The sequence below is a fragment of the Nocardia sp. NPDC059177 genome (assembly GCF_042755165.1).
Taxonomy (GTDB): Bacteria; Actinomycetota; Actinomycetes; order Mycobacteriales; family Mycobacteriaceae; genus Nocardia.
In genome coordinates, this window is sequence record NZ_JBHZBX010000001.1 from 515,818 (window position 1) to 535,483 (window position 19,666).

Below are 19,666 nucleotides of genomic sequence, written 5' to 3' on the forward strand. Positions count from 1 at the left end.
GAGAATCTAGTTGACCGTGACCGAATAGTGAAGGTCTGTGACTAGGATCGGCGGGATGCGCTGACGGAGGGCTGTCTGTCACGCGACTTCGGAGAAGTGTGATCAACATGGTGAACTCGACAATCGAAGCTGTCGGCGCGTATCTGCCGGCCCGAGAAGTGACCACCGCGGAGCTGATGCGCCGCCTCGCTGTCGACGCGCCGCTGGACCTGGAGAAGGTCAGCGGCGTCAGCGCGCGGCGGGTGCGCGCCGAATCCGAGGACTCGTTCAGTATCGCGCTCGCCGCGGCGCGCAGCGCGCTGGCCAATTCCCGCTACGACGCCGCCGAGCTGGATGTGATCATCTCCTGCTCGATCACCCGGACCCGCGGCGACGACTTCTGCCTGGAACCGTCGTTCGCGTTGATGCTGCGCAACACCCTGGGGGCCACCCGCGCGATCCACTTCGACGTCTCCAATGCCTGCGCCGGGATGCTGACCGGAGTTCTGTTGCTGGACAGGATGATCCGCTCTGGCGCCGTGCGGCGCGGCATGGTGGTCTCCGGCGAGTGCATCACCCCGATCTCCGATACCGCGGTGCGCGAGATCTCCCAGAAGTACGACCCGCAGTTCGCCTCGCTCACCGTCGGCGACGCGGGCGCGGCGGTGGTGCTCGACAGCACCGGCGAACCCGGCCTGGACTACGTGGAGCTCAACACCAGCGCGGCCTTCGCGAAACTGTGCCTCGGCATGCCGAGCGACCGGAGCCCCGGCGTCGCGCTCTACACCGACAACCGGGCCATGCACAACGAGTCCAGGTACCTGCTGTGGACCACCCGGCAGCGCGAATTCCTCGCCGCACGCGGCACCACCTTCGCCGCCGAGGGCTACGATTACCTGATCCATCACCAATTCAGCGGTCCCGCAGTGGAATTGATCGACAAGATCGCCGAACGGGAATTCGACGCGGTGATGCCGCCGAAGCTGGCGGTGCTGGACAGATACGGAAACACCGCGTCCACCTCGCATTTCGTGGTGCTGCACGACGCGCTGCGGCAGGGACTGATCGCACCGGGGTCCAAGGTGCTGCTGGTGCCTGCCGCCTCCGGCGTGGTCGCCGGATTCCTGTCGGTGACAATCGGCGATCTTCGGGTATAGGACAGTATGGGAATCATCATTTCTTCGGCCGTCACGCAGTCCGGCGGCGTCAGCTCGGTGGATCAGGCGGCAGCGGCCGCCGGGGCCGCGCTGACCGCGGCGGGCTGTCGCACCGACCAGGTCGACGCGCTGATCAATGTCGGCGTCTATCGCGACGCCAACCTCGTGGAACCGGCCATCGCCGCGCTGATCCAGCAGGCCGCGGGCATCGGGCTGGACTACCGGGCCGGTGATGTGCCGTGCCTGTCGTTCGACCTGATGAACGGGGCCTGCGGGGTGGTGAACGCGGTCGGCGTCGCGGCGTCGCTGCTGGCCGATCTCCCCGCCGGGCACGTGGTCGTGGTCAGCGGGGACGCGCATCCGTCCAACCGGGCCGACGCGGAGTTCGCCTTCCAACCGGTCGGCGCGGCGCTCGTACTCGAGAACTCCAGCGAGGCAATCGGTTTCGGTGGCGTGCATGTGAGCGCCGGCGACACGCTGCCGGACCCGCAGGGGTATGTGCAGCTCGTGGCGATGGGCGCCGAAGGACGTTCGTCGCTGACGGTGGAACTGGCCACCGGCACCGGCGAACTCGTCGAGCACGCGGCCGCCGCCGCCCGCGAAGCCCTGGCCGCGGACGGCCTGGACGCGGCCGAGGTGGTGCTGCTGTGCGGTAAACCGACCCCCGATTTCGCGGCGACGCTGGCCGCCGAACTGGGCGTCGGCACGGTGCTCACCGACGACTTCGCCGGTGACGCACACACTTCCGCGCTCACCGCCGCCTTCGTGGCGGCCCGGGAGGCGGGCGTGACCGACCGGCCGCTACTGTTCGTGGCCGCCGACGGCGGACCGACCGCGGCGGCCGTGACCTATCGAGGAGTGGGACCGCAGTGACGAAGCCGAGCCGACCGATGCACGCTGTCCCCGACCTGGACGAGGGCACTACCTGGACGGTGCGCCCCGCCCAGCCCGGCACGGCGCGTCATCGCGCGCAGGCGCCCGACCGCACCCTGGTACTGGCGCTGCGCTCGATCCCCATCCTGGGCTGGCTGTTCCTGCTCCTCGGCGTCGTCCGCCCGTTCCGCTCCCGCCTGCTGCGCGTGGCGTTCTGGATCGACGCGGTCCTGAGCATCGTCGTCCACGCCGCCCAGATCCCCACCGCCCGCAAGGTCGCCGCCGAGCGTGGCATCACGCCCGGCCGGGCCGCGGTGATGACGATGGTGTTCGGCGCGACCTGGTGGAAAACCCTGGGCGAGGACCCCCAGTGACCTCCGCGCCGGTTCTCGGCGGCACGCCTCGGCACCCCACCGCCGATGCGCTGCCCCCGGCTCCGGCGCGAGCCGATCGGCCGAGCTGGTCGGCGCTGGGCCCCTGCGATCCGGTGGCGAGTGCCGCGGCACAGGTCGGGAGTGGCTGTGGGGTGACGCTGTGACTGTCTTGGTGACCGGGGCGAGTGGGTTTGTCGGTGGGGCTGTCGTGCGCGGGTTGGCGCAGCGGGGGGTGGCGGTGCGGGCGATGGTGCGGGATGCGGCGTCGGCGCCGGCGGGGGTCGAGGTGGCGGTCGCCGATCTCGGGGATGCCGCGGCGCTGGCGCGGGCGGTGTCGGGGGTGCGGGCGGTGGTGCACGCGGCGGCGCTGCTCGGGGAGTTCGGGCGGGCCGCGGAGTTCTTCGCGGTGAATGTGGCGGGGACCGACCGGCTGGTGCAGGAGGCCGCGGCGGCGGGGGTCGAGCGGTTCGTGTTCATCGGCAGTCCCAGTGCGCTGATGGCACCCGACGGTGGCGATCAGCTCGGGATCGACGAGACGGTGCCGTATCCGGATCGGTTCCTCAACAGCTACTGCGAAACCAAAGCTGTCGCAGAGCAATTGGTGCTGGCGGCCGATACACCGGCGTTCACGACCTGCTCGCTGCGGCCGCGCGCGGTATGGGGACCGGGCGACCGGAGCGGACCCGTCGTCCAGCTGCTGTCGAAGCTGCGCGCCGGGCGTCTGCCCGACCTGTCCGGCGGACGCGAGGTGTGGGCGTCGCTGTGCTACATCGACCATCTCGTGCAGGCAGTCGCGCACGCACTGGTCGCCGAGAATATCGGCGGGCGTGCGTATTTCGTCGCCGACGCCGAACCGGTCTCGGTCTGGCCGACGCTGCACGCCGTCGCCGCGCGCTTCGGGCTGCCCGGGCCGAGTATCACCGTGCCCGCACCTGTCCTCGGCGGCGCGCTGGCCGCGATCGAAACCGTCTGGCGGATACCGGCGGTCGCGCAACGGTGGACTCCCCCACTCTCGCGCTACGCGGTCGCCCTGGTCACCCGGTCGGCGACCTACGACATCTCCCGTGCCGAACGCGAACTGGGCTTCCGCCCGGAGATCCCCTTCACCGACGGCCTCGACCGTTTTCACGCCTGGGTCACCGAGATCGGCGGGCTCGACCAGTTGCTGGAGGAACTGTGAATCACCGGACTACGACCACGGTGTCGCGGATGGCCAAGCACAGGCCCGCTGTCGCGGCAGACCGCGGTGCCCGCCGAGTCCGCGACAGTGCGCGGGGCCGGCAGCACACGGACAACGCTGATGCGCGGGGGCTACAGCACACGGGTGCCCGCGACGGCGGCGGCGCCGGATATCAGCTGGGCGGCGCAGCATGACGGCGGGACTGTGGGTCGTAATTCCCGCCTTCAATGAGGAACGCGGGATCACCGCGACGCTGGAAGCTATTGCGCGTCAACGTGATACCGATTTCAGCGTGGTCGTGGTCGACAACAATTCCACCGATCGCACCGTGGAGGTAGTCGAGAAGTTCGCCGCGGTGAATCCGGTCCCGCGCATCGAGGTGATCGGCGAGCAGCAGAAGGGTACCGGCGCCGCTGCCGACACCGGGATGCGCTATGCGATCGCGCACGGCGCCACGCTGCTGGCACGGACCGACGCGGACTGTCTGCCAGCGCCGGACTGGATCCTGCGGATCAAGGTCGGGTTCGCCGCGGGTCTGCGGCTGGTGAGCGGGCAGCTGATTCCGCGCACCGACGAAGGGGTGTCCTGGCGGGATCGCACGATCATCCGGGTGGCGCTCGAGGTCGCGTCGGCCTTCGGCAAGATCCGCTCGGGCAACCGCGATCCGAAATATCTGGGGCCATATGTGATGACGCCCGGGTGCAATATGGCGATCACCGCGGAACTGTATGTGGCCGCCGGCGGGTTCCCGCGCACCGCGATCGAGGACCTGCACGAGGACCGCGCGCTGGTCAACGCGGTGCGCACGATCACCACCGACTACGGGCTGCGCAGGGATGTGCGGGTCTACGGCTCGAATCGCCGGGTGCGCGCGTGGGGCATCCGTAAGACACTGGCCTGGTACGCCGATCATCGCTATCGGCCCGAAGTCGTCGACATCCGATGACGAGCGACTTCCTGGCCCGCCTCGCCGGGCACGCCGACCGCATCCCCGACGCCTCAGCGCTGGGGACCGTCGGCAAGCGCGCGCTCACCTATCGCGAGCTGGTCGACAGTGTCGGGCGGATCGCACACAATCTCGACGCCGCCGGATTCTCCCCCGGCGACCGGATGCTGTTCTCGATCCGGCCGAGCGTGCCGTCGGTGCTGCTGATCTTCGGGACGATCGCGGCGGGCGGGGCGATCGTCTTCGTCGACCCCGGGGTCGGCCCCGAACTGTTCGCGCAACGCGTCGCGCTGGTCGAACCCACCTGGGCTGCAACGGAATCGCTGCTGTACGCGGTGAGCGGTCCGCTGGCCGGGTTCGGCCGCAAGCGCGGGCTGGAACTGCCCCGCTTCGGGTCCCTGGACGTCCGGCACATCCACAGCGGCCTCTGGTTGCCGGGCACCCCCTTCGACTCGATTCCCTTGCGCCGCTTCACCGGTAACGCTCCGCGCACGGACCTGCCGCCCGCCGATCCCGACGCGGCCGCGCTGATCGTGTTCACCTCCGGCACCACCGACGACCCCAAAGCCGTTGTGCACACCCGTGCTTCGCTGAGCGCGGGCCTGGCCGCGATGGGTGGCCGCACCAGCCTGGCGCCCGGTGCGTTCCTGCACACCGAACAGCTCATGATGGGCCTGCCCGCGCTCATGGCGGGCGCGCGCTGGGCGCTGCCCCGGTATCCGCGCTTCGGCACCCACATCGACCCGGTGCGCTTCACCGAGCGTCTGCGCAGCGCGACCCACGCCTTCTACACCCCGGCCGACCTCGCGGTCGCCCTCGACGCCATCGAATCCGGTGCGATCCCCGCCCCACCATCGCTGCGCCAGGTCGCCCTCGGCGGCGCTCCGGTCACCACCGCGCTGCTGCGCCGGGCACGGAAGTCGTTGCCCGACACCGAGTTCCTGGCGATCTACGGGATGACCGAGATCCTGCCGGTCGCCGTAGCCACCGGGTCGGCCAAGCTCGCCCACGACGGCGACCTGCTCGGCGCCCCGGTGCGCGGGGTGATCGCGCGCATCGCCGAGGACGGCGAACTCGTCCTCGCCGGCCCGAATCTGTGTCGCGGCTACCTCGGCGACGAACCGCTCACCGAGATCGCCACCGGTGACCTCGCCCGGTTCGACGGCGATCAACTCGTCCTCACCGGGCGCAAGAAGGACATGATGATCCGGGGCAAGACCAATATCTACCCCGGGCTGTACGAACCGGTGATCACCGCGATCGACGGGGTGCGCGAGGCGATCATGGTCGGTCTGGCCGACGAGATCGGCGACGAGCGGATCGTGCTGGCCGTCGTCGCCGAACCGGAGGCGGGCGACGTCGCGGCCGTGCTTCGCGCACGGTTGCCGCAGGTCATCGACACCACTGCCGTCCCGGACGACATCGTGGTGGTGGACCGCATCCCGGTCACCGGACGGACGAACAAACCGGACCGCGCGGCCCTGCGAAAACTGGTGACCGAACTGCTCACCTGAGGCTCGCCCGCCGCCTCGGCCTGCCCCGGCAGATTCCCGATAAATCTCCGGCAGATTCCGGATACACCCCCGGCAGATCCCGAATAAATCCACGGCAGATTCCGAGTACGCTAGTCAGAGCATTGAAATCACACCCGCCGACCAAGGGGAAGATCGTGCTCGAATTGGTGCCACGCGCCGCATCGGATCAGCTCACCGACGCTATCGCCGACTTCCGGGTCACCGTGGTCAACGGCCCGCGACAGGCAGGCAAGACCACGCTGCTGGAGATGTTCATGGAGTCGCACGGCGGGACCTACCGCTCGCTCGACGACACCGACGAACTCGCCGCCGCGCTGGCTGATCCGATCACCTATGTCGACAACGGCGACCGGCCGCTGATCATCGACGAGGTGCAGCGGGGTGGTGAACCGCTGATCCTCGCGATCAAACGCAGAGTCGACCGCAATCGCGCACCGGGCCAGTTCGTGCTGTCGGGTTCCACCCGGTTCCTTACCGTGCCAACCCTGTCCGAGTCGTTGGCAGGACGCGCGGCCTTCGTCGATCTATGGCCACTGTCGATGACCGAGCGGACCCGCAGTGGCGAAGACTTTCTGCAGTCCAAGATCGGAAGGCCGGAAGAACTGCTCGGCACCGTCTCGTCCTGGACCCGCGATCAGTACCTGGAACTCATCACTACCGGAAGCTTTCCCGAGGCGATCGGCATGTCGAGCCGGAACTCGCGGCGCCGGTGGTTCACCGGATATCTGCGCACCATCATCGAGCGCGATATCCGCGAGTTCGCCGATATCCGGCACGCCCGCGCCTTGCCTCGACTCACCTCGATGATCGCCGCCCGCGCGGGCAGTCCGTTCGTCGCCACCGATGCCGGAAACGGCCTTTCGCTGAACGCCGAGACAGTGAGCACATACCTGCAGTACCTGGAGACGGTCTTCCTCGTGGCGACCGTACCGGCGTGGTCGACCAACCTCGTCAGCCGGATCACCAAGGCTCCCAAAGTGTTTCTCACTGATTCGGGCCTTGCGGCCAACCTCACCAACACCGATGCCGACTCCCTCCGCCGGCCGGGTCAGCGCCCTCTCGGTGCACTCATCGAGACCTTCGTCCTCGCCGAACTACTGAAACTGAAAAGCCTGACCTGCGACGCCTTCGAGATCATGCACTACCGCGACCGCGACAGCCGAGAAATCGACTTCATCCTCGAGACACCCGACGGCCGCATCTACGCTATCGAGGTCAAGGCCTCCGCTTCCCCCCACTCCGACGATGCCCGCCACCTCACCTGGCTCCGTGACAAACTCGGCGACCGATTCACTGCCGGAATCGTCCTTCACCTGGGGGCAAAAGGATTCTCGTACGGGGACCGGATCCTGTCGCTTCCACTCTCCGCCCTGTGGGGTAACGCGCCGCTCCCCGACCACGATCGACGCCGCGGCGATGAGCTTGTAGTCGACCGGATGCCGGTCAGCGACCGGACGAAGTAGCCGAATCGTGCACTCCCGCGCGAAATGATGCGAAAACGGCTCGGTGGAGGCCCTCAGTGCACGATTTCGCCAACTCCGAGCGCCCGCAGGGTGCGGTCGGAGAGGCGGTCGATGGCCGGGCGCGGCAGCATGGTGTCGACGTAGCAGAACGTGATCGACAGCGTGGTGTCGATCGTGACCACCGCGACCGTGAGGGCGCTGGCGCAGGAATTGGTGCCCGCGACGGTCAGGTCCGTGAGGTTCAGTGGTTCGGGGGTTTCGGGGGCGGTGAGGCGGCCCAGGTTGCTGAGGGTCACGTTCCACGGCGCGCGGCGGTCGATGAGTTCGATGGTGCGCCTGCCGGATTCGAGGGAGCGGGGACAGCCGTAGCGGATGGCGGCCAGGGCGGTGAGGTCGGCGTGGCGGGAGAGACACTGGGCGAGTTGGGTTTTCGCAGTGCGGGCAGCGTCCCAGAGGGACTGCGCCGGGCCGAACGGGACGAAGGTGGGGACCACGGCGGTGAACATGCCCGGTTCGTCGTCGGCGGGGACCGGGTCCAGGCGGGACCGCACGTCCACCGGAATGCCGATGCCCGCCACCCCGGAATCGCGCGGGGACAGTTCGCCGAGAGCCTGGGCCAGCGCGGCCACGAGCGCGGCGGTGAGCGTGACACCCGCCTCGTGGCAGCGGGCGCGCAGGCCGGTCAGGGTGGCGCCGTCGACGGTGCGGATCACGGTGCGGGTGCGCCGGATCGGCAGCGGAGGCGCGGTGCCGGGCAGGCCGACCGCGCGCCGGGCCACGGCGGTGAGCTGGCCGGTGAGATTGGTGCGCAGGCAGGGCAACAGGCGGGTGTACCGGGGTGGGATCAGGTCGTCGGGAGGCGGGATCGACGGGCGGGAGGCGGCTGGCGCGGGGACGCCGAAGGTGTAGGCGAGGATGCGGTAGGCCAGCGCCGCCATCGAGCGGCCGTCGAGCAGGACATGCGAGAGCACCAGGATCAGGTCGTGCTGCTCCTCGGAATCACCTGGGCGCCAAGCCAAGTCGATGAGCCGACCGGGCGCGGTGGACAGGTCGATCGGCGCGGCGAGCTGCTCGTCGAAGACGGTGCGCCACTCATCGCGCTCGGTGACGACGCGATGCAGGACCGGCAGATGCGGGTCGGGGGACGGGGCGAAACGCGGGCCGTCGACCACAACGGTGCGCAACAGCGGGAACTCCGCGACCACCGCGGCGACCGCGTCCTCGAGGCGATACGGCCCGATCGCGCCGCGCACCCGCAACCGGACCACGCAGTTGGCGGGCGAGAGCTGATCGACGAGCCAGAACCAGCGTTCCGATGCCGACAGCGGGCGAACCACCTCGGTGCGCACCTTCGCGCCTCCACTTCCTCGGCAACCGGTTCCCCCGCGAGCCTAACCAACCGGTGCCCGCTCGCCCGGCGACACTTCCACCCGGTGGTACTACCTGCGTATTATGGACTGATGGGTTTCGAGTGGCCTGATTGGGCGATCGCTCACCTGATCGGCATCGAACCCAGCGAGGTTCGGCAGGTCCTCGCAGCGTCACAACGGTGGCCTCGCCCGGCCTTCGACAGCCAGGTGACCGTTCTGACGGTGTGGGGGCGCACCACGGCCGGCCGCCCGCTGATCGTGGTGACACGGCAGCGCGACGACTGGACGTGGGTGATCATCGGCGCACGCACGATGCGCGCCGAGGAACTGGCGCAATTCGAGCAGTGGGAAAGTGGGAACCGACCATGAGCGATCAGGACTATCCGTCGAGCAAAGAAGAACTCGCCGACTTCATGGACCGGCTGAGTTTCTCCGACGCGCCCGCCGACGCCCCACCCCGCCTCCCCGCCAACGAGGACATCATGGTGACCACCTCCATCCGGTTACCCCTCGGCCTGCACTCCCGCCTCAAAGACCTCGCCGACGAACGCCGGGTAGGCGTGTCCACCCTCCTGCGCGAATGGGCCGAAGCCGCGGTCTCGGAAATCGACGACGAAGACCAGCTCATCTCCCTCGCCGAAGCCAAACGCGCCCTCTCCCGCGTCCACCCCATCCACCGCGCGTCCTAGACCCTGACCCGGGGTTCGCGTGGAGTCCACAGAATCAGCACCCGACCATTGCACCGAACAACGGCAAACTCAACGAGGACCTGATCCGGGACTGGCTCCCGTCCGCACCACTCACGAACTGAACCCAACCCGGCGACCCCGCGCGCCGGCGTCGAATTCGCGGTCGGCGGTAGGCTCGGGCGCACCTGCGACGACGAGGAGCTGACGATGACCGCGGCGCACCCGGACGAAGCGCATCGCATCACCGCCGAGAAATTTCTCGCGGCCGAGCCCGATGCGCTCAGCGGCAGTCTCGGCGACTTCGAGATCGTCGACGGGCTCGTGGTGCGTGCGATGGCGCAGAGCGAGGCGCACAGCCGCGTGGTTCGCCGGTTGGCCGCCGCTCTCGAAGACGCGCGGGACCCGGCGGGGCCTTGCCTCCGCGTCGGCTCCGACGTCGCGGTTCGATTCGCGGACGCCGAAGACGGAGCCGCCGACTACAAACTCAATATCCGGTACCCCGATGTCTTCGTGCGCGACTGCGAACCGTACGACGTCAACACCGTTCGCGAGCACATCACGCTGGTCGCCGAAGTCGCGTCGCGTTCGACGGTCGACAGCGACAGCGGAATCAAACGTCAGCTGTATGCCCGAGCCGGCATCCCGGTCTACCTGATCGTCCATTTCGACAAGAGCTGGGAACTCATCGACCGGATCGAGGAGTACCGGCTGGACTGGTCCGGGATGCGATACATGCCCCACCGGGTCCACCGCACCGCGCTGGTGCTGGACAGTCCGGTCACCATGGCGATCACCCTCGACGCCCTCCATCGCCCCTAGCGAACCACACCGGACGCCACTTCCTACCTCCGCCGGTCCCCGACCGTCCACAGCGAGCTGATCGGGATGGCGGTGAGCCCATCGCCGAAGGGCAGCTGTTGGGTGCCGCAGTATACGACGTACCCCGCGATGAACCTGTCACCGAGCCTGCTCTGGAGATGGCGCAGACCGCGGAAATCATCTGCGCGAACGGTTTCGGCCGCTTTGACCTCGATAGCGACGACTCGTCCGGCATTGTCTTCCAGCACCGCGTCCACCTCGTATCCGTCGCGATTGCGGTAGTGATGCAGCCGGGCCATCGTCTGACTCCAGGTGAGTTGCCGCGCGAGCTCGCCGAGGACGAAGGTCTCCATCAATCCACCGATCGTCGCGTCGTTGGTGACACCGGTGAGCAAGTGCGCGGCGAGCCCGGAGTCGGTGAACACCAGTTTCGGCGTCGCGATCGCGCGTGTGGTCGCATTGGCCGACCATGCCGGAATCAGGCGAACGAGATAGATGAGCTCGAGGATGCCCACCCAGTCACGAATCGAGCCCACCGCGACACCCAGATCGGCCGCCAGCCGAGAGTAGTTGAGCAGACCGCCGCTTTGGGCCGCCAGCACCGCGATCAGCCGCGCCATCTCTGAGCGGCGCTGGATGTCGGCGACCTGATGGACGTCGCGACTCATGATGTCGTCGAGATAGGACTTGAAGAACTGCGCACGCCTGCGGGGCGCTGTCCGGCGAACAGCTTCCGGGTATCCGCCGCGTGCGATCAGCGCCTGGTAGTCGCGGCGGCGCAGCGTGGACTCCGGTACCCGCAGTCGTGTTCCCTGTGCGAAAGCCGCGTCGATGAAACCATCCGGCGCTCCGCTGATTTCGCCCTGCGACAGCGGAAACAGCTCGATCGTCTCCGATCGCCCCGGCAAGGCGTCGGGAATCTGACGCAGACCGAGCAGCCGAGCCGAGCCCGTAAGCAGGAAGCGGCCGGGGCGTGGGTCGCGGTCGACAATGTTCTTGATCGCCAGCCACAGGTCGGGCACCCGCTGGACCTCATCGATCAGCATCGGTCCGGGAGCGTCGAGAAAGGCGATGGGGTCGGCCTCGGCCGAAGCTCTGGTTCTCGGGTCGTCCAGGAAGTGCTTTACGACATCGGACTCACCAGCCAGGGTACATTCAGCGAGCGTGCTCTTACCAGTCTGCCTGGCACCGTTGACTATGACGACCCGAGTGTCGTCCATCGCCTCTTTTACCAGCTCAGAGGCATGTCTGGGAAAATGGTCTGCGCCGTGTCGCATGCATCGAGTGTAGGCCAGAATGTCGATCTGCCGATGAGTTGGGTGACAATCTGCCGAAGGGGTGAGTGACGATCTGCCGATATTGGTGAGCTTCCTCGGCCACGGCCATCACGACGACGCCGTGAACGGGTTCTACCTCCTGGCAAAGGACTCGCTGGACCGAGACCGGCCCGACCTCGTCGACCCCGACCGAACCATCGACCCCCAGGTCCTGTTCACCCCCGACACAAGTACGGTCAGCGATCCGGCAGATCCCCGATAATTGCCCGGCAGATCTCGATTAACAGACCGGCAGATTGCGAATCGGCGTGGGGTTCGCGGGCAGGCCGGCGGACTCGGCGATCGGCCCGGCGAGCTCGCACGGATCCCAGACTGCGATGTCTTTCTCCGGCGCGGGTGTGGTCGAGGTGGTCGATGACGCTTCGAGTGACTCGAAGACGCCGATCGTGATACGCGGCAAGGTCGCGGGCAGTGCCGCGGCCAGCGTCGAGGCCGTGGCATCGGCGCCGGCCCGCAGGTCCGAGCGCAGACCCGCAGTGTCGTACGTCGGGAACGCGCCGGACCAGTCCGCCCCCGATGTCCGCACCGTGATGGTGAGATTGTCGATCCGCACCCGGGTGCTCGCAGACACGTATTCGTTGTCGTCCAGCTCGAACCAGGCAATCGCATCCTGACCGACTCCGGCCGGTCGGGTGGGAGCTCCGACTCTCTTCGCGCCGAAGGCGGGGTCGGGAACAGCGAGCGGCTCGGTGGTCCGCGCAGCCCGCTTCGGGCGCGGGCTCAACCACAGGTCGATGACCACCGATCGCCGCATCGCCCTCTCATCGCCGATGAGGTCCCCGGCCGATTCGGGCAGATTCCCCCGAAGAGCCGAAGCCCACCCGCCACCACTGCACCCCGAATTGCTATCACATCGCCACGGGCCGCCCATCTTTCGTGTGCACGTCCGCCTCCTCACACCTCGACCCGCAGAACCCGAACCTCGCAGGTGATACCCGAGGCGTTCGCCAGGCGGGTGTCTGTGGTGAGCAGGGCACAGCCGTAGGCTTCCGCGGCGGCGACGTAGGCGGCGTCGTAGGCGGTCAGGTTGTCGCGGAGTTCCCAGATTCTGGGGACCAGGACGCGGGTGACGGGGACTTCGGGGTCGAGTTTTTCCAGGGCGGCGACGGCTTGGCCGGCTTGGGCAGCGGTGATGGTTCCCGCGCGGGTGAAGCGGCGGATCACCGACAGGACCTCGACCGTCCAGTGTTGGGGGGCGATCCAGCGGTTGTCGGCTTCCAGGGCGGAGCGGCAATGGTCGCCGAGGGGGCCGGGATTCAGGAGGGCATGGGCGAAGACGGAGGCGTCGACCACGATCACTCGGCGGTCTCCTGCCCGAACAGCGCCGAATCGCGTTCGGCGCGTTCGGCATCCAGGGCGACCTGGATGTCACGGGCGGGGAAGGCAATGTCCCAGGTGGCGGGGCTGAACTGTTTGAGGACGGCGATGTTGTCCTGGCGGCGGGCCTCGTCGCGGACGAGATCGAACAGGAAGGCCTGGAGTGACTGACCGCGGCGCTGCGCCAGCGCGACCAGCTGGTCACGCAGGGACTCCGGGACGTCACGGATCTGCAAGGCAACCATGCATGCAATAGTACATGCATGCTGCATGCATGGCTACATGCAGTGAAGGCCCCCACCGGAGTGGGGGCCTTCACTGGATCAGCGGACTATCTCAGCGGCGGCGCTTGCCCTTGGTTTCGGCGCGGGCGGCTTCGCGGCGTTCGCGGCGGGTGCCGGACTGCTGCTGGCCGCCGTATTCCTGGGCGTCGGAGTGGGATTCGGCGCGGCCGTCCTCGGCGGGGCCGGAGTAGTTCAGGCCCTTCGGGGTGGACTCGTCGATGCCCTTGGCGCGCAGGGCGGGCGGGGCCTGGGTGGGGGCGGGGGCGTCCTGGGGGCGGGCGCCGACCGGGGAACGCAGGCCCTTGTCGATGGAGACGCCTTCGGGCTGGGGCTGCTGGACCTCGACCTGGAGGTTGAACAGGAAGCCGACCGACTCCTCTTTCAGGCCTTCCAGCATCGCGGCGAACATGTCGAAGCCCTCGCGCTGGTACTCGACCAGCGGGTCGCGCTGGGCCATCGCGCGCAGCCCGATGCCCTCCTTGAGGTAGTCCATCTCGTAGAGGTGCTCACGCCACTTGCGGTCCAGGACCGACAGCAGCACCTGGCGTTCCAGGTTACGCATGGCACCTTCGCCGGCCAGACCGTCGATCTCCTGCTCGCGCTTCTCGTAGGCGGTGTGCGCGTCGTCGAGCAGGGCCTCGCGCAGTTCGTCACGGGAGAGTTCGCCCGCGTCACCGGTGGCGGTCTCGCCCGCGAGTTCCTTGTGGTCCAGGCTCACCGGGTACAGCGTCTTGAGCGCGGTCCACAGCTTGTCCAGATCCCAGTCCTCGACATAACCCTCGGCGGTGGCACCGTCGACATAGGCGGTGGTCACGTCGGTGATCATGTTCTGGACCTGACCCTCCATGTCCTCGCCACGCAGGATCCGGTTGCGCTCGCCGTAGATGACGGTGCGCTGCTGGTTCATCACCTCGTCGTACTTCAACACGTTCTTGCGGATCTCGAAGTTCTGCTGCTCGACCTGGGTCTGGGCGCTCTTGATGGCCTTGGAGACCATCTTCGCCTCGATCGGCACATCGTCGGGCAGGTTCAGCCGCGTCATGATCGCCTCGAGCGCGGCGCCGTTGAAGCGGCGCATCAGCTCGTCACCCAGCGACAGGTAGAACCGGGACTCGCCCGGGTCGCCCTGACGACCGGAACGGCCACGCAGCTGGTTGTCGATGCGGCGCGACTCGTGCCGCTCGGTGCCCAGCACGTAGAGGCCACCGGCCTCGCGCACCTTCTCCGCGTCGTCCTCGGTCTGCTGTTTGACCTGCTCGAGCGCGGAGTGCCAGGCGGCCTCGTATTCGTCGGGGGTGTTCACCGGGTCCAGGCCCTGCTTGCGCAGCAGGATGTCGGCGATGATGTCGGCGTTGCCGCCGAGCACGATGTCGGTACCACGACCGGCCATATTGGTGGCGACGGTGACCGCGCCGGGCCGGCCGGCCTCGGCGATGATCTGGGCTTCCTGCTCGTGGAACTTCGCGTTCAGCACCGAATGCGCCACGCCGCGCTTGGTGAACTGCTTGGACAGATACTCCGAGCGCTCGACGCTGGTGGTACCGATCAGGACCGGCTGGCCCTGCTCGTGCCGCTCCACCACATCGTCGACGACGGCGTTGAACTTGGCCTCTTCCGACTTGTAGATCAGGTCGGCCTGGTCCTTGCGGACCATCGGCTTGTTCGTCGGGATCGGGACGACACCGAGCGAGTAGATCGAGTGCAGCTCGGCGGCCTCGGTCTCGGCGGTACCGGTCATGCCGGAGAGCTTGTTGTAGAGGCGGAAGTAGTTCTGCAGGGTGATCGTGGCCAGGGTCTGGTTCTCCGGCTGGATCTCGACCTTCTCCTTGGCCTCGATCGCCTGGTGCATGCCCTCGTTGTAGCGGCGGCCGACCAGGATGCGGCCGGTGAACTCGTCGACGATGATCACTTCGCCGTCGCGGACGATGTAGTCCTTGTCGCGGGTGTAGAGCTCCTTGGCCTTGATGGCGTTGTTCAGGTAGCTCACCAGCGGGGAGTTGGCGGCCTCGTAGAGGTTGTCGATGCCGAGCTGGTCCTCGACGAACTCCACGCCCGCCTCGTGCACGCCGATGGTGCGCTTCTTGATGTCCACCTCGTAGTGGACGTCCTTCTTCAGCAGCGGCGCGATGCGCGCGAACTCGGCGTACCACTTGGAAGAGGCGTCGGCCGGGCCCGAGATGATCAGCGGGGTACGGGCCTCGTCGATGAGGATGGAGTCGACCTCGTCGACCACGGCGAAGTTGTGGCCGCGCTGGACGAGATCGTCCAGCGAGTGGGTCATGTTGTCGCGCAGGTAGTCGAAGCCGAACTCGTTGTTCGTGCCGTAGGTGACATCGGCGTGGTAGGCGACGCGGCGCTCGGCCGGAGTCATGCCGCCGAGGATCACGCCCACCTCGAGACCGAGGAAGCGGTGCACGCGGCCCATCCACTCGGCGTCACGCTTGGCGAGATAGTCGTTGACGGTGACGACGTGCACGCCCTCGCCGGACAGGGCGTTGAGGTAGGCGGGCAGCACACAGGTCAGGGTCTTGCCCTCACCGGTCTTCATCTCGGAGATATTGCCCAGGTGCAGCGAGGCGCCACCCATGATCTGGACCTTGTAGTGCTTCTGGTTCAGCACCCGCCAGGACGCCTCACGGGCCACCGCGAACGCCTCGAGCAGCAGGTCCTCGAGGGTCTCGCCGTCGGCGTAGCGCTGCTTGAACTCGTCGGTCTTGCCGCGCAGTTCCTCGTCGGTGAGCTGCTCGATCTCCTCGCCGAGCGCGATGACCTCGTCGGCGAGGTTCGAGAGCCGCTTGACCATGCGGCCTTCACCAATCCGTAGCAACCTCGTCAGTGTCAGCGCAGGCACGGGTCTCGTCAGTCCTCTGGTCGAAGTGTTGTCGGCTGGTGAGCCACAGTGTTGTGGGCCATGGTAGTCCGCAGACCACCGTACCCGGCGGCGTGTACCCGTGCCCGGTGTACCGGCGCCGTCATCGGCCCAGGTCACGGCGCACGCCGAGTGGCGTTGCCGGGCACTGTCGTTCACCTGGTGTGACGTAGGATGTAGCGCGTGCCCGATCTGCGGATACGGCACCGGAAGGAGCAGCGGAGCGCGTGATCACGAGATTGACGCCGCAGGACGCGTCGTTCTATCGGCTCGAATCGAGCAGCAACCCGATCCATATCGGCTCTCTCGCGATTCTGCAGAACACCGCTCCCGGGGTGCCGGGCCCGGTCCTGGACTACGACCGGCTCATCGACCTGGTCGAATCCCGGCTGCCGCTGGTCCCCCGCTACCGCCGCAAAGTGCGCGAGATCCCGCTGGCGATGGGCAGGCCGGTGTGGGTGGAGGACAGCCGCTTCGACATCAGCTATCACATCCGCCGCTCCGCGCTGCCCGGTCCCGGCAGCGACGAACAGCTCTACGAGCTGATCGCCCGGCTGGCCTCGCGCCCGCTGGACCAGGGCAGGCCGCTGTGGGAGATGTATCTGATCGAGGGCCTCGCCGACGGGCGCAGCGCGGTGTTCACCAAATCGCATTCCGCGCTGGTCGACGGCGACACCGCGCTCGAGATCGGGCATGTCATCCTCGACAACAGCCCGCTGCCGCGGGTGCTGGCCGACGACGCCTGGCGCGCGCCGCGCGAACCCACCGATGTGGAACTGCTGGCCGGGGCGCTCTCGCAGCTGGCCGCCCAGCCGCGCGAAGCCTACGAGGTCGCCCGGGACGCGGGATCGAGCGCGTTCGGCGTGGTCCGCGGTACCCGGATGGCGATGCAAGCCGCGGCCAACGCGGTGCGCGCGGCGACCTCCGGCGCCCCCGACAGCCCGCTCAACGCGCGCACCTCGCGCAGCCGCCGCTTCGATGTGGTGCGCACCGATCTCGAGGACTACCGCACCATCCGGCGGCATTTCGACTGCACGATCAACGACACGGTGCTGGCGGTGGTCACCGGGGCGCTGCGCAACTGGCTGCTCTCGCGCAACGAGGCGCTGATCGAGTCGACCAATCTGCGCGCGGTGGTGCCGATGTCGGTCTACGTCGACGGTGACAACCAGCTGACCCCGGCCAGCGAGGTGTCCTCGTTCCTCGTCGATCTACCGGTGGGCGAACCGAATCCGACGATGCGGCTGTCGCACATCGCGCACGCCACCGACGCGGCGGGCAAGCAGCGGCAGCGGGTGCGGGCGCGCACGCTGGTGCACCTGGCCGGGTTCGCGCCTGCCAGCCTGCACGCGATGAGTGTGCGCGCGGCGAGTACCTTCGCCGACAACACGTTCAACCTGGTGATCACCAACGCGCCGGGACCGCAGACCGCGATGTACATCGGCGGCGCGCGCATGCTGGAGATGTATCCGGTGTCGCCGCTGCTGCGCAATCAGACGTTGAGTTTCGGACTCACCTCGTACGACGGTCAGGTCTTCTACGGACTCAACGCCGACCGCGACGCCATGGCCGACATCGATGTCCTCGCGGCGTCGGTGCACGAATCGATGGAGGAGTTGCTCGGTGCCTGTCTCTGAGAACGCCAAGATGCGCGTCTACATCCCGGTGACGATCCCGGTGCTGCGGCAGCTCGTCGCCGAGCGGGAGTTCTTCCCGCTGGGCGCGACCGCCTTCGCGGTGACGCCCGCGCTGCGCGAGGCCTACGCGGCGGGCGACGACGACGAGCTGGCCGAGGTGGCGATGCAGGAGGCGGCCAGGGCGTCGCTGCGACTGCTGGCCGCCGAACGCGACAGCGACGCCGAGGGCACCGAGGCCGCGCCGGGCAGCCCGATCTACCGGCGCGCGGTGATCGCCGCCGACGTGACCGGCGCGAAACTGCGGCCCGACCTCGACGACGCGGTGGTGAAGCTGGCCGGACCGGTGAGCTACGACCAGGTGGCCTCGGCCCATGTCGACCTGGCCGATGCCGAACCGCAGGTCGCCAAGGCGGTCGACGTGATCGATGCCGCCGACCTGGGCGATACCGACGCCGAGTTCGTCCTGGGCGATGCCGAGGATCACCAGCTGGCCTGGTACGCCACCCAGGAACTGCCTTTCCTGCTCGATTTGCTGTGACATCCCACTGACCGTCGCGCTCACGGCGCCGGTGCCACTGCCGGGAAACCTACGATGCCGTAACCTTGCGTCGAGCGAGCTGCCCCACCGAAGCTCGCCAGAAAGCACAGGAGACAACGGCAAGCATGGTCATGAACAAGTTCCGGGAATGGCTCGAAGCACCGGCAGCGCAGGTCGCCGATCGTGGCGGCAAGCTGAACGTGCTGCGTGGCGCGGTCGCCCGGGTGACCACTCCGCTGCTGCCCGACGATTACCTGCACCTGGCCAACCCGCTGTGGTCGGCGCGTGAGCTGCGCGGGCGCATCGTCGAGGTGCGCAAGGAGACGGCCGACTCCGCGACCCTGGTGATCAAGCCGGGCTGGGGCTTCGACTTCAAGTATCAGCCGGGTCAGTACATCGGCATCGGCATCCTGATCGACGGGCGCTGGAACTGGCGTTCCTACTCGCTGACCTGCCCGCCGGACTGGACCGGCGAGGGCGGCAAGCGGCTGATCTCCATCGCGGTCAAGGCGATGCCGGAGGGCAAGCTGTCCAGCCATCTCGTCAACGGGGTGGCCGCGGGCACCATTGTGCGGCTGGCCGCGCCGCAGGGCGGGTTCGTGCTGCCCGAGCCGCCGCCGGCGAAGGTACTGTTCCTCACCGCGGGCAGCGGCATCACCCCGGTGATGTCGATGCTGCGGACGATGGACCGGCGCGACGGGGTCACCGATGTGGTGCACGTGCACTCGGCACCCACCGACGCCGATGTGATGTTCGGCGCCGAGCTGCGCGCCCTGCACGACAAGCACCCCAGCTTCGTCTCGCATCTGCAGCTCACCGACGCCCATGGCCTGTTCTCGCTGGCGAGCCTCGACGAGCTCTACCCCGATTGGCGCGAGCGTGAGACCTGGGCGTGCGGTCCGGCCCCGATGCTCGATGCCATCGAACAGCATTGGAAGGCCGCGGGGGTCGGCGAGAAGCTGCACGTCGAGCGGTTCGAGGTGGAGCGGTCGGCGGTCGGCGAGGGCGGCACCGTCACCTTCGGCACGACCGGGCGCACCCTCACCGTCGACGGGGCGACCAGCCTGCTGGAGGCGGGCGAGTCGATCGGCGTGCAGCTGCCGTTCGGCTGCCGGATGGGCATCTGCCAGACCTGTGTGGTGACACTCTCGGACGGACACGCGCGCGATCTGCGCAACGGCGACGAGCGTCAGCCGGGCGACAAGGTGCAGACCTGCATCTCCGCCGCCGCCGGGGATTGCACACTCGACATCTGAGCATCGGCGTCCGCGCTTGTCAGCAGGTACTCTCGAAGTCATG

At 68.0% G+C, this 19,666-nt stretch carries 20 protein-coding genes; 14 read left to right on the top strand and 6 right to left on the bottom strand.

Going from position 1 to position 19,666, the window contains the following annotated elements:
• Positions 1-107: 107 nt before the first annotated feature.
• From ACFXK0_RS02370 to ACFXK0_RS02400, 7 genes are all read left to right on the top strand, one after another.
• Complete coding sequence (locus tag ACFXK0_RS02370) at positions 108-1,136, top strand: 3-oxoacyl-ACP synthase III family protein (protein WP_379407863.1); 1,029 nt, start codon at positions 108-110, stop codon at positions 1,134-1,136.
• Positions 1,137-1,142: 6 nt separating this feature from the next.
• Positions 1,143-2,009: a hypothetical protein gene (locus ACFXK0_RS02375; RefSeq protein ID WP_379407864.1), complete on the top strand. Its 867-nt coding sequence runs from the start codon at positions 1,143-1,145 to the stop codon at positions 2,007-2,009.
• Positions 2,006-2,383, top strand: coding sequence for a hypothetical protein (locus tag ACFXK0_RS02380; protein ID WP_379407866.1), 378 nt, complete (start codon positions 2,006-2,008; stop codon positions 2,381-2,383). Before ACFXK0_RS02375 ends, ACFXK0_RS02380 begins: the two co-directional genes overlap by 4 nt.
• A gap of 160 nt (positions 2,384-2,543) precedes the next feature.
• Positions 2,544-3,563 (top strand): NAD-dependent epimerase/dehydratase family protein, encoded by a 1,020-nt coding sequence (locus tag ACFXK0_RS02385; protein ID WP_379407867.1) that lies wholly within the window; start codon positions 2,544-2,546, stop codon positions 3,561-3,563.
• A 190-nt stretch (positions 3,564-3,753) separates the two neighbouring features.
• Positions 3,754-4,509, top strand: a complete 756-nt coding sequence (locus ACFXK0_RS02390; protein WP_379407868.1) for a glycosyltransferase — start codon at positions 3,754-3,756, stop codon at positions 4,507-4,509.
• Positions 4,506-6,023, top strand: a complete 1,518-nt coding sequence (locus ACFXK0_RS02395; RefSeq protein WP_379407869.1) for a class I adenylate-forming enzyme family protein — start codon at positions 4,506-4,508, stop codon at positions 6,021-6,023. The genes ACFXK0_RS02390 and ACFXK0_RS02395 overlap by 4 nt, the downstream gene beginning before the upstream one ends.
• 224 nt (positions 6,024-6,247) lie before the next feature.
• On the top strand, positions 6,248-7,507 hold the full coding sequence (locus ACFXK0_RS02400; RefSeq protein WP_379407870.1) for an ATP-binding protein: 1,260 nt from the start codon (positions 6,248-6,250) through the stop codon (positions 7,505-7,507).
• 53 nt (positions 7,508-7,560) lie between these two features.
• Here ACFXK0_RS02400 and ACFXK0_RS02405 read toward each other — a convergent pair whose 3' ends face one another.
• Entirely contained in the window at positions 7,561-8,856 is a 1,296-nt protein-coding gene (locus ACFXK0_RS02405; protein ID WP_379407871.1) for a hypothetical protein, read from the bottom strand.
• A gap of 111 nt (positions 8,857-8,967) precedes the next feature.
• Here ACFXK0_RS02405 and ACFXK0_RS02410 point away from each other — a divergent pair, with 111 nt between their 5' ends.
• The 3 genes from ACFXK0_RS02410 to ACFXK0_RS02420 all read left to right on the top strand — a co-directional run bounded on the left by ACFXK0_RS02410 (position 8,968) and on the right by ACFXK0_RS02420 (position 10,385).
• On the top strand, positions 8,968-9,246 hold the full coding sequence (locus ACFXK0_RS02410; protein WP_379407872.1) for a hypothetical protein: 279 nt from the start codon (positions 8,968-8,970) through the stop codon (positions 9,244-9,246).
• Entirely contained in the window at positions 9,243-9,566 is a 324-nt protein-coding gene (locus ACFXK0_RS02415) for a hypothetical protein (protein ID WP_379407873.1), read from the top strand. The genes ACFXK0_RS02410 and ACFXK0_RS02415 overlap by 4 nt, the downstream gene beginning before the upstream one ends.
• Before the next feature lie 207 nt (positions 9,567-9,773).
• Entirely contained in the window at positions 9,774-10,385 is a 612-nt protein-coding gene (locus tag ACFXK0_RS02420) for a Uma2 family endonuclease (RefSeq protein ID WP_379407875.1), read from the top strand.
• Between the two features lie 23 nt (positions 10,386-10,408).
• Here the strand turns inward: ACFXK0_RS02420 and ACFXK0_RS02425 are convergent, their stop codons facing one another.
• The gene (locus ACFXK0_RS02425; RefSeq protein ID WP_379407876.1) at positions 10,409-11,662 is read right to left on the bottom strand and encodes an ATP-binding protein; all 1,254 of its coding nucleotides are present in this window, start codon (positions 11,660-11,662) and stop codon (positions 10,409-10,411) included.
• Positions 11,663-11,723: 61 nt separating this feature from the next.
• Here ACFXK0_RS02425 and ACFXK0_RS02430 point away from each other — a divergent pair, with 61 nt between their 5' ends.
• The gene (locus ACFXK0_RS02430) at positions 11,724-11,924 is read left to right on the top strand and encodes a hypothetical protein (RefSeq protein ID WP_379407877.1); all 201 of its coding nucleotides are present in this window, start codon (positions 11,724-11,726) and stop codon (positions 11,922-11,924) included.
• An 18-nt stretch (positions 11,925-11,942) separates the two neighbouring features.
• Here ACFXK0_RS02430 and ACFXK0_RS02435 read toward each other — a convergent pair whose 3' ends face one another.
• The 4 genes from ACFXK0_RS02435 to secA all read right to left on the bottom strand — a co-directional run bounded on the left by ACFXK0_RS02435 (position 11,943) and on the right by secA (position 16,174).
• On the bottom strand, positions 11,943-12,476 hold the full coding sequence (locus ACFXK0_RS02435) for a hypothetical protein (protein WP_379407879.1): 534 nt from the start codon (positions 12,474-12,476) through the stop codon (positions 11,943-11,945).
• Positions 12,477-12,616: 140 nt separating this feature from the next.
• Positions 12,617-13,021 (bottom strand): type II toxin-antitoxin system VapC family toxin, encoded by a 405-nt coding sequence (locus ACFXK0_RS02440; RefSeq protein WP_379407880.1) that lies wholly within the window; start codon positions 13,019-13,021, stop codon positions 12,617-12,619.
• Positions 13,018-13,284: a hypothetical protein gene (locus ACFXK0_RS02445; RefSeq protein WP_379407881.1), complete on the bottom strand. Its 267-nt coding sequence runs from the start codon at positions 13,282-13,284 to the stop codon at positions 13,018-13,020. Before ACFXK0_RS02445 ends, ACFXK0_RS02440 begins: the two co-directional genes overlap by 4 nt.
• 91 nt (positions 13,285-13,375) lie before the next feature.
• Positions 13,376-16,174 carry a preprotein translocase subunit SecA gene (gene secA, locus ACFXK0_RS02450; RefSeq protein WP_379407882.1) on the bottom strand — a complete coding sequence of 933 codons (2,799 nt, stop codon included), beginning with the start codon at positions 16,172-16,174 and terminating at the stop codon, positions 13,376-13,378.
• A 245-nt stretch (positions 16,175-16,419) separates the two neighbouring features.
• On the opposite strand from secA, the gene ACFXK0_RS02455 reads away from it, so the two are divergent.
• From ACFXK0_RS02455 to ACFXK0_RS02465, 3 genes are all read left to right on the top strand, one after another.
• Positions 16,420-17,829 carry a wax ester/triacylglycerol synthase family O-acyltransferase gene (locus tag ACFXK0_RS02455; RefSeq protein WP_379407883.1) on the top strand — a complete coding sequence of 470 codons (1,410 nt, stop codon included), beginning with the start codon at positions 16,420-16,422 and terminating at the stop codon, positions 17,827-17,829.
• A gap of 10 nt (positions 17,830-17,839) precedes the next feature.
• Complete coding sequence (locus ACFXK0_RS02460) at positions 17,840-18,367, top strand: DUF6912 family protein (RefSeq protein ID WP_379408068.1); 528 nt, start codon at positions 17,840-17,842, stop codon at positions 18,365-18,367.
• A gap of 125 nt (positions 18,368-18,492) precedes the next feature.
• Positions 18,493-19,623, top strand: coding sequence for a ferredoxin reductase (locus ACFXK0_RS02465; RefSeq protein WP_379407884.1), 1,131 nt, complete (start codon positions 18,493-18,495; stop codon positions 19,621-19,623).
• Positions 19,624-19,666 lie beyond the last annotated feature (43 nt).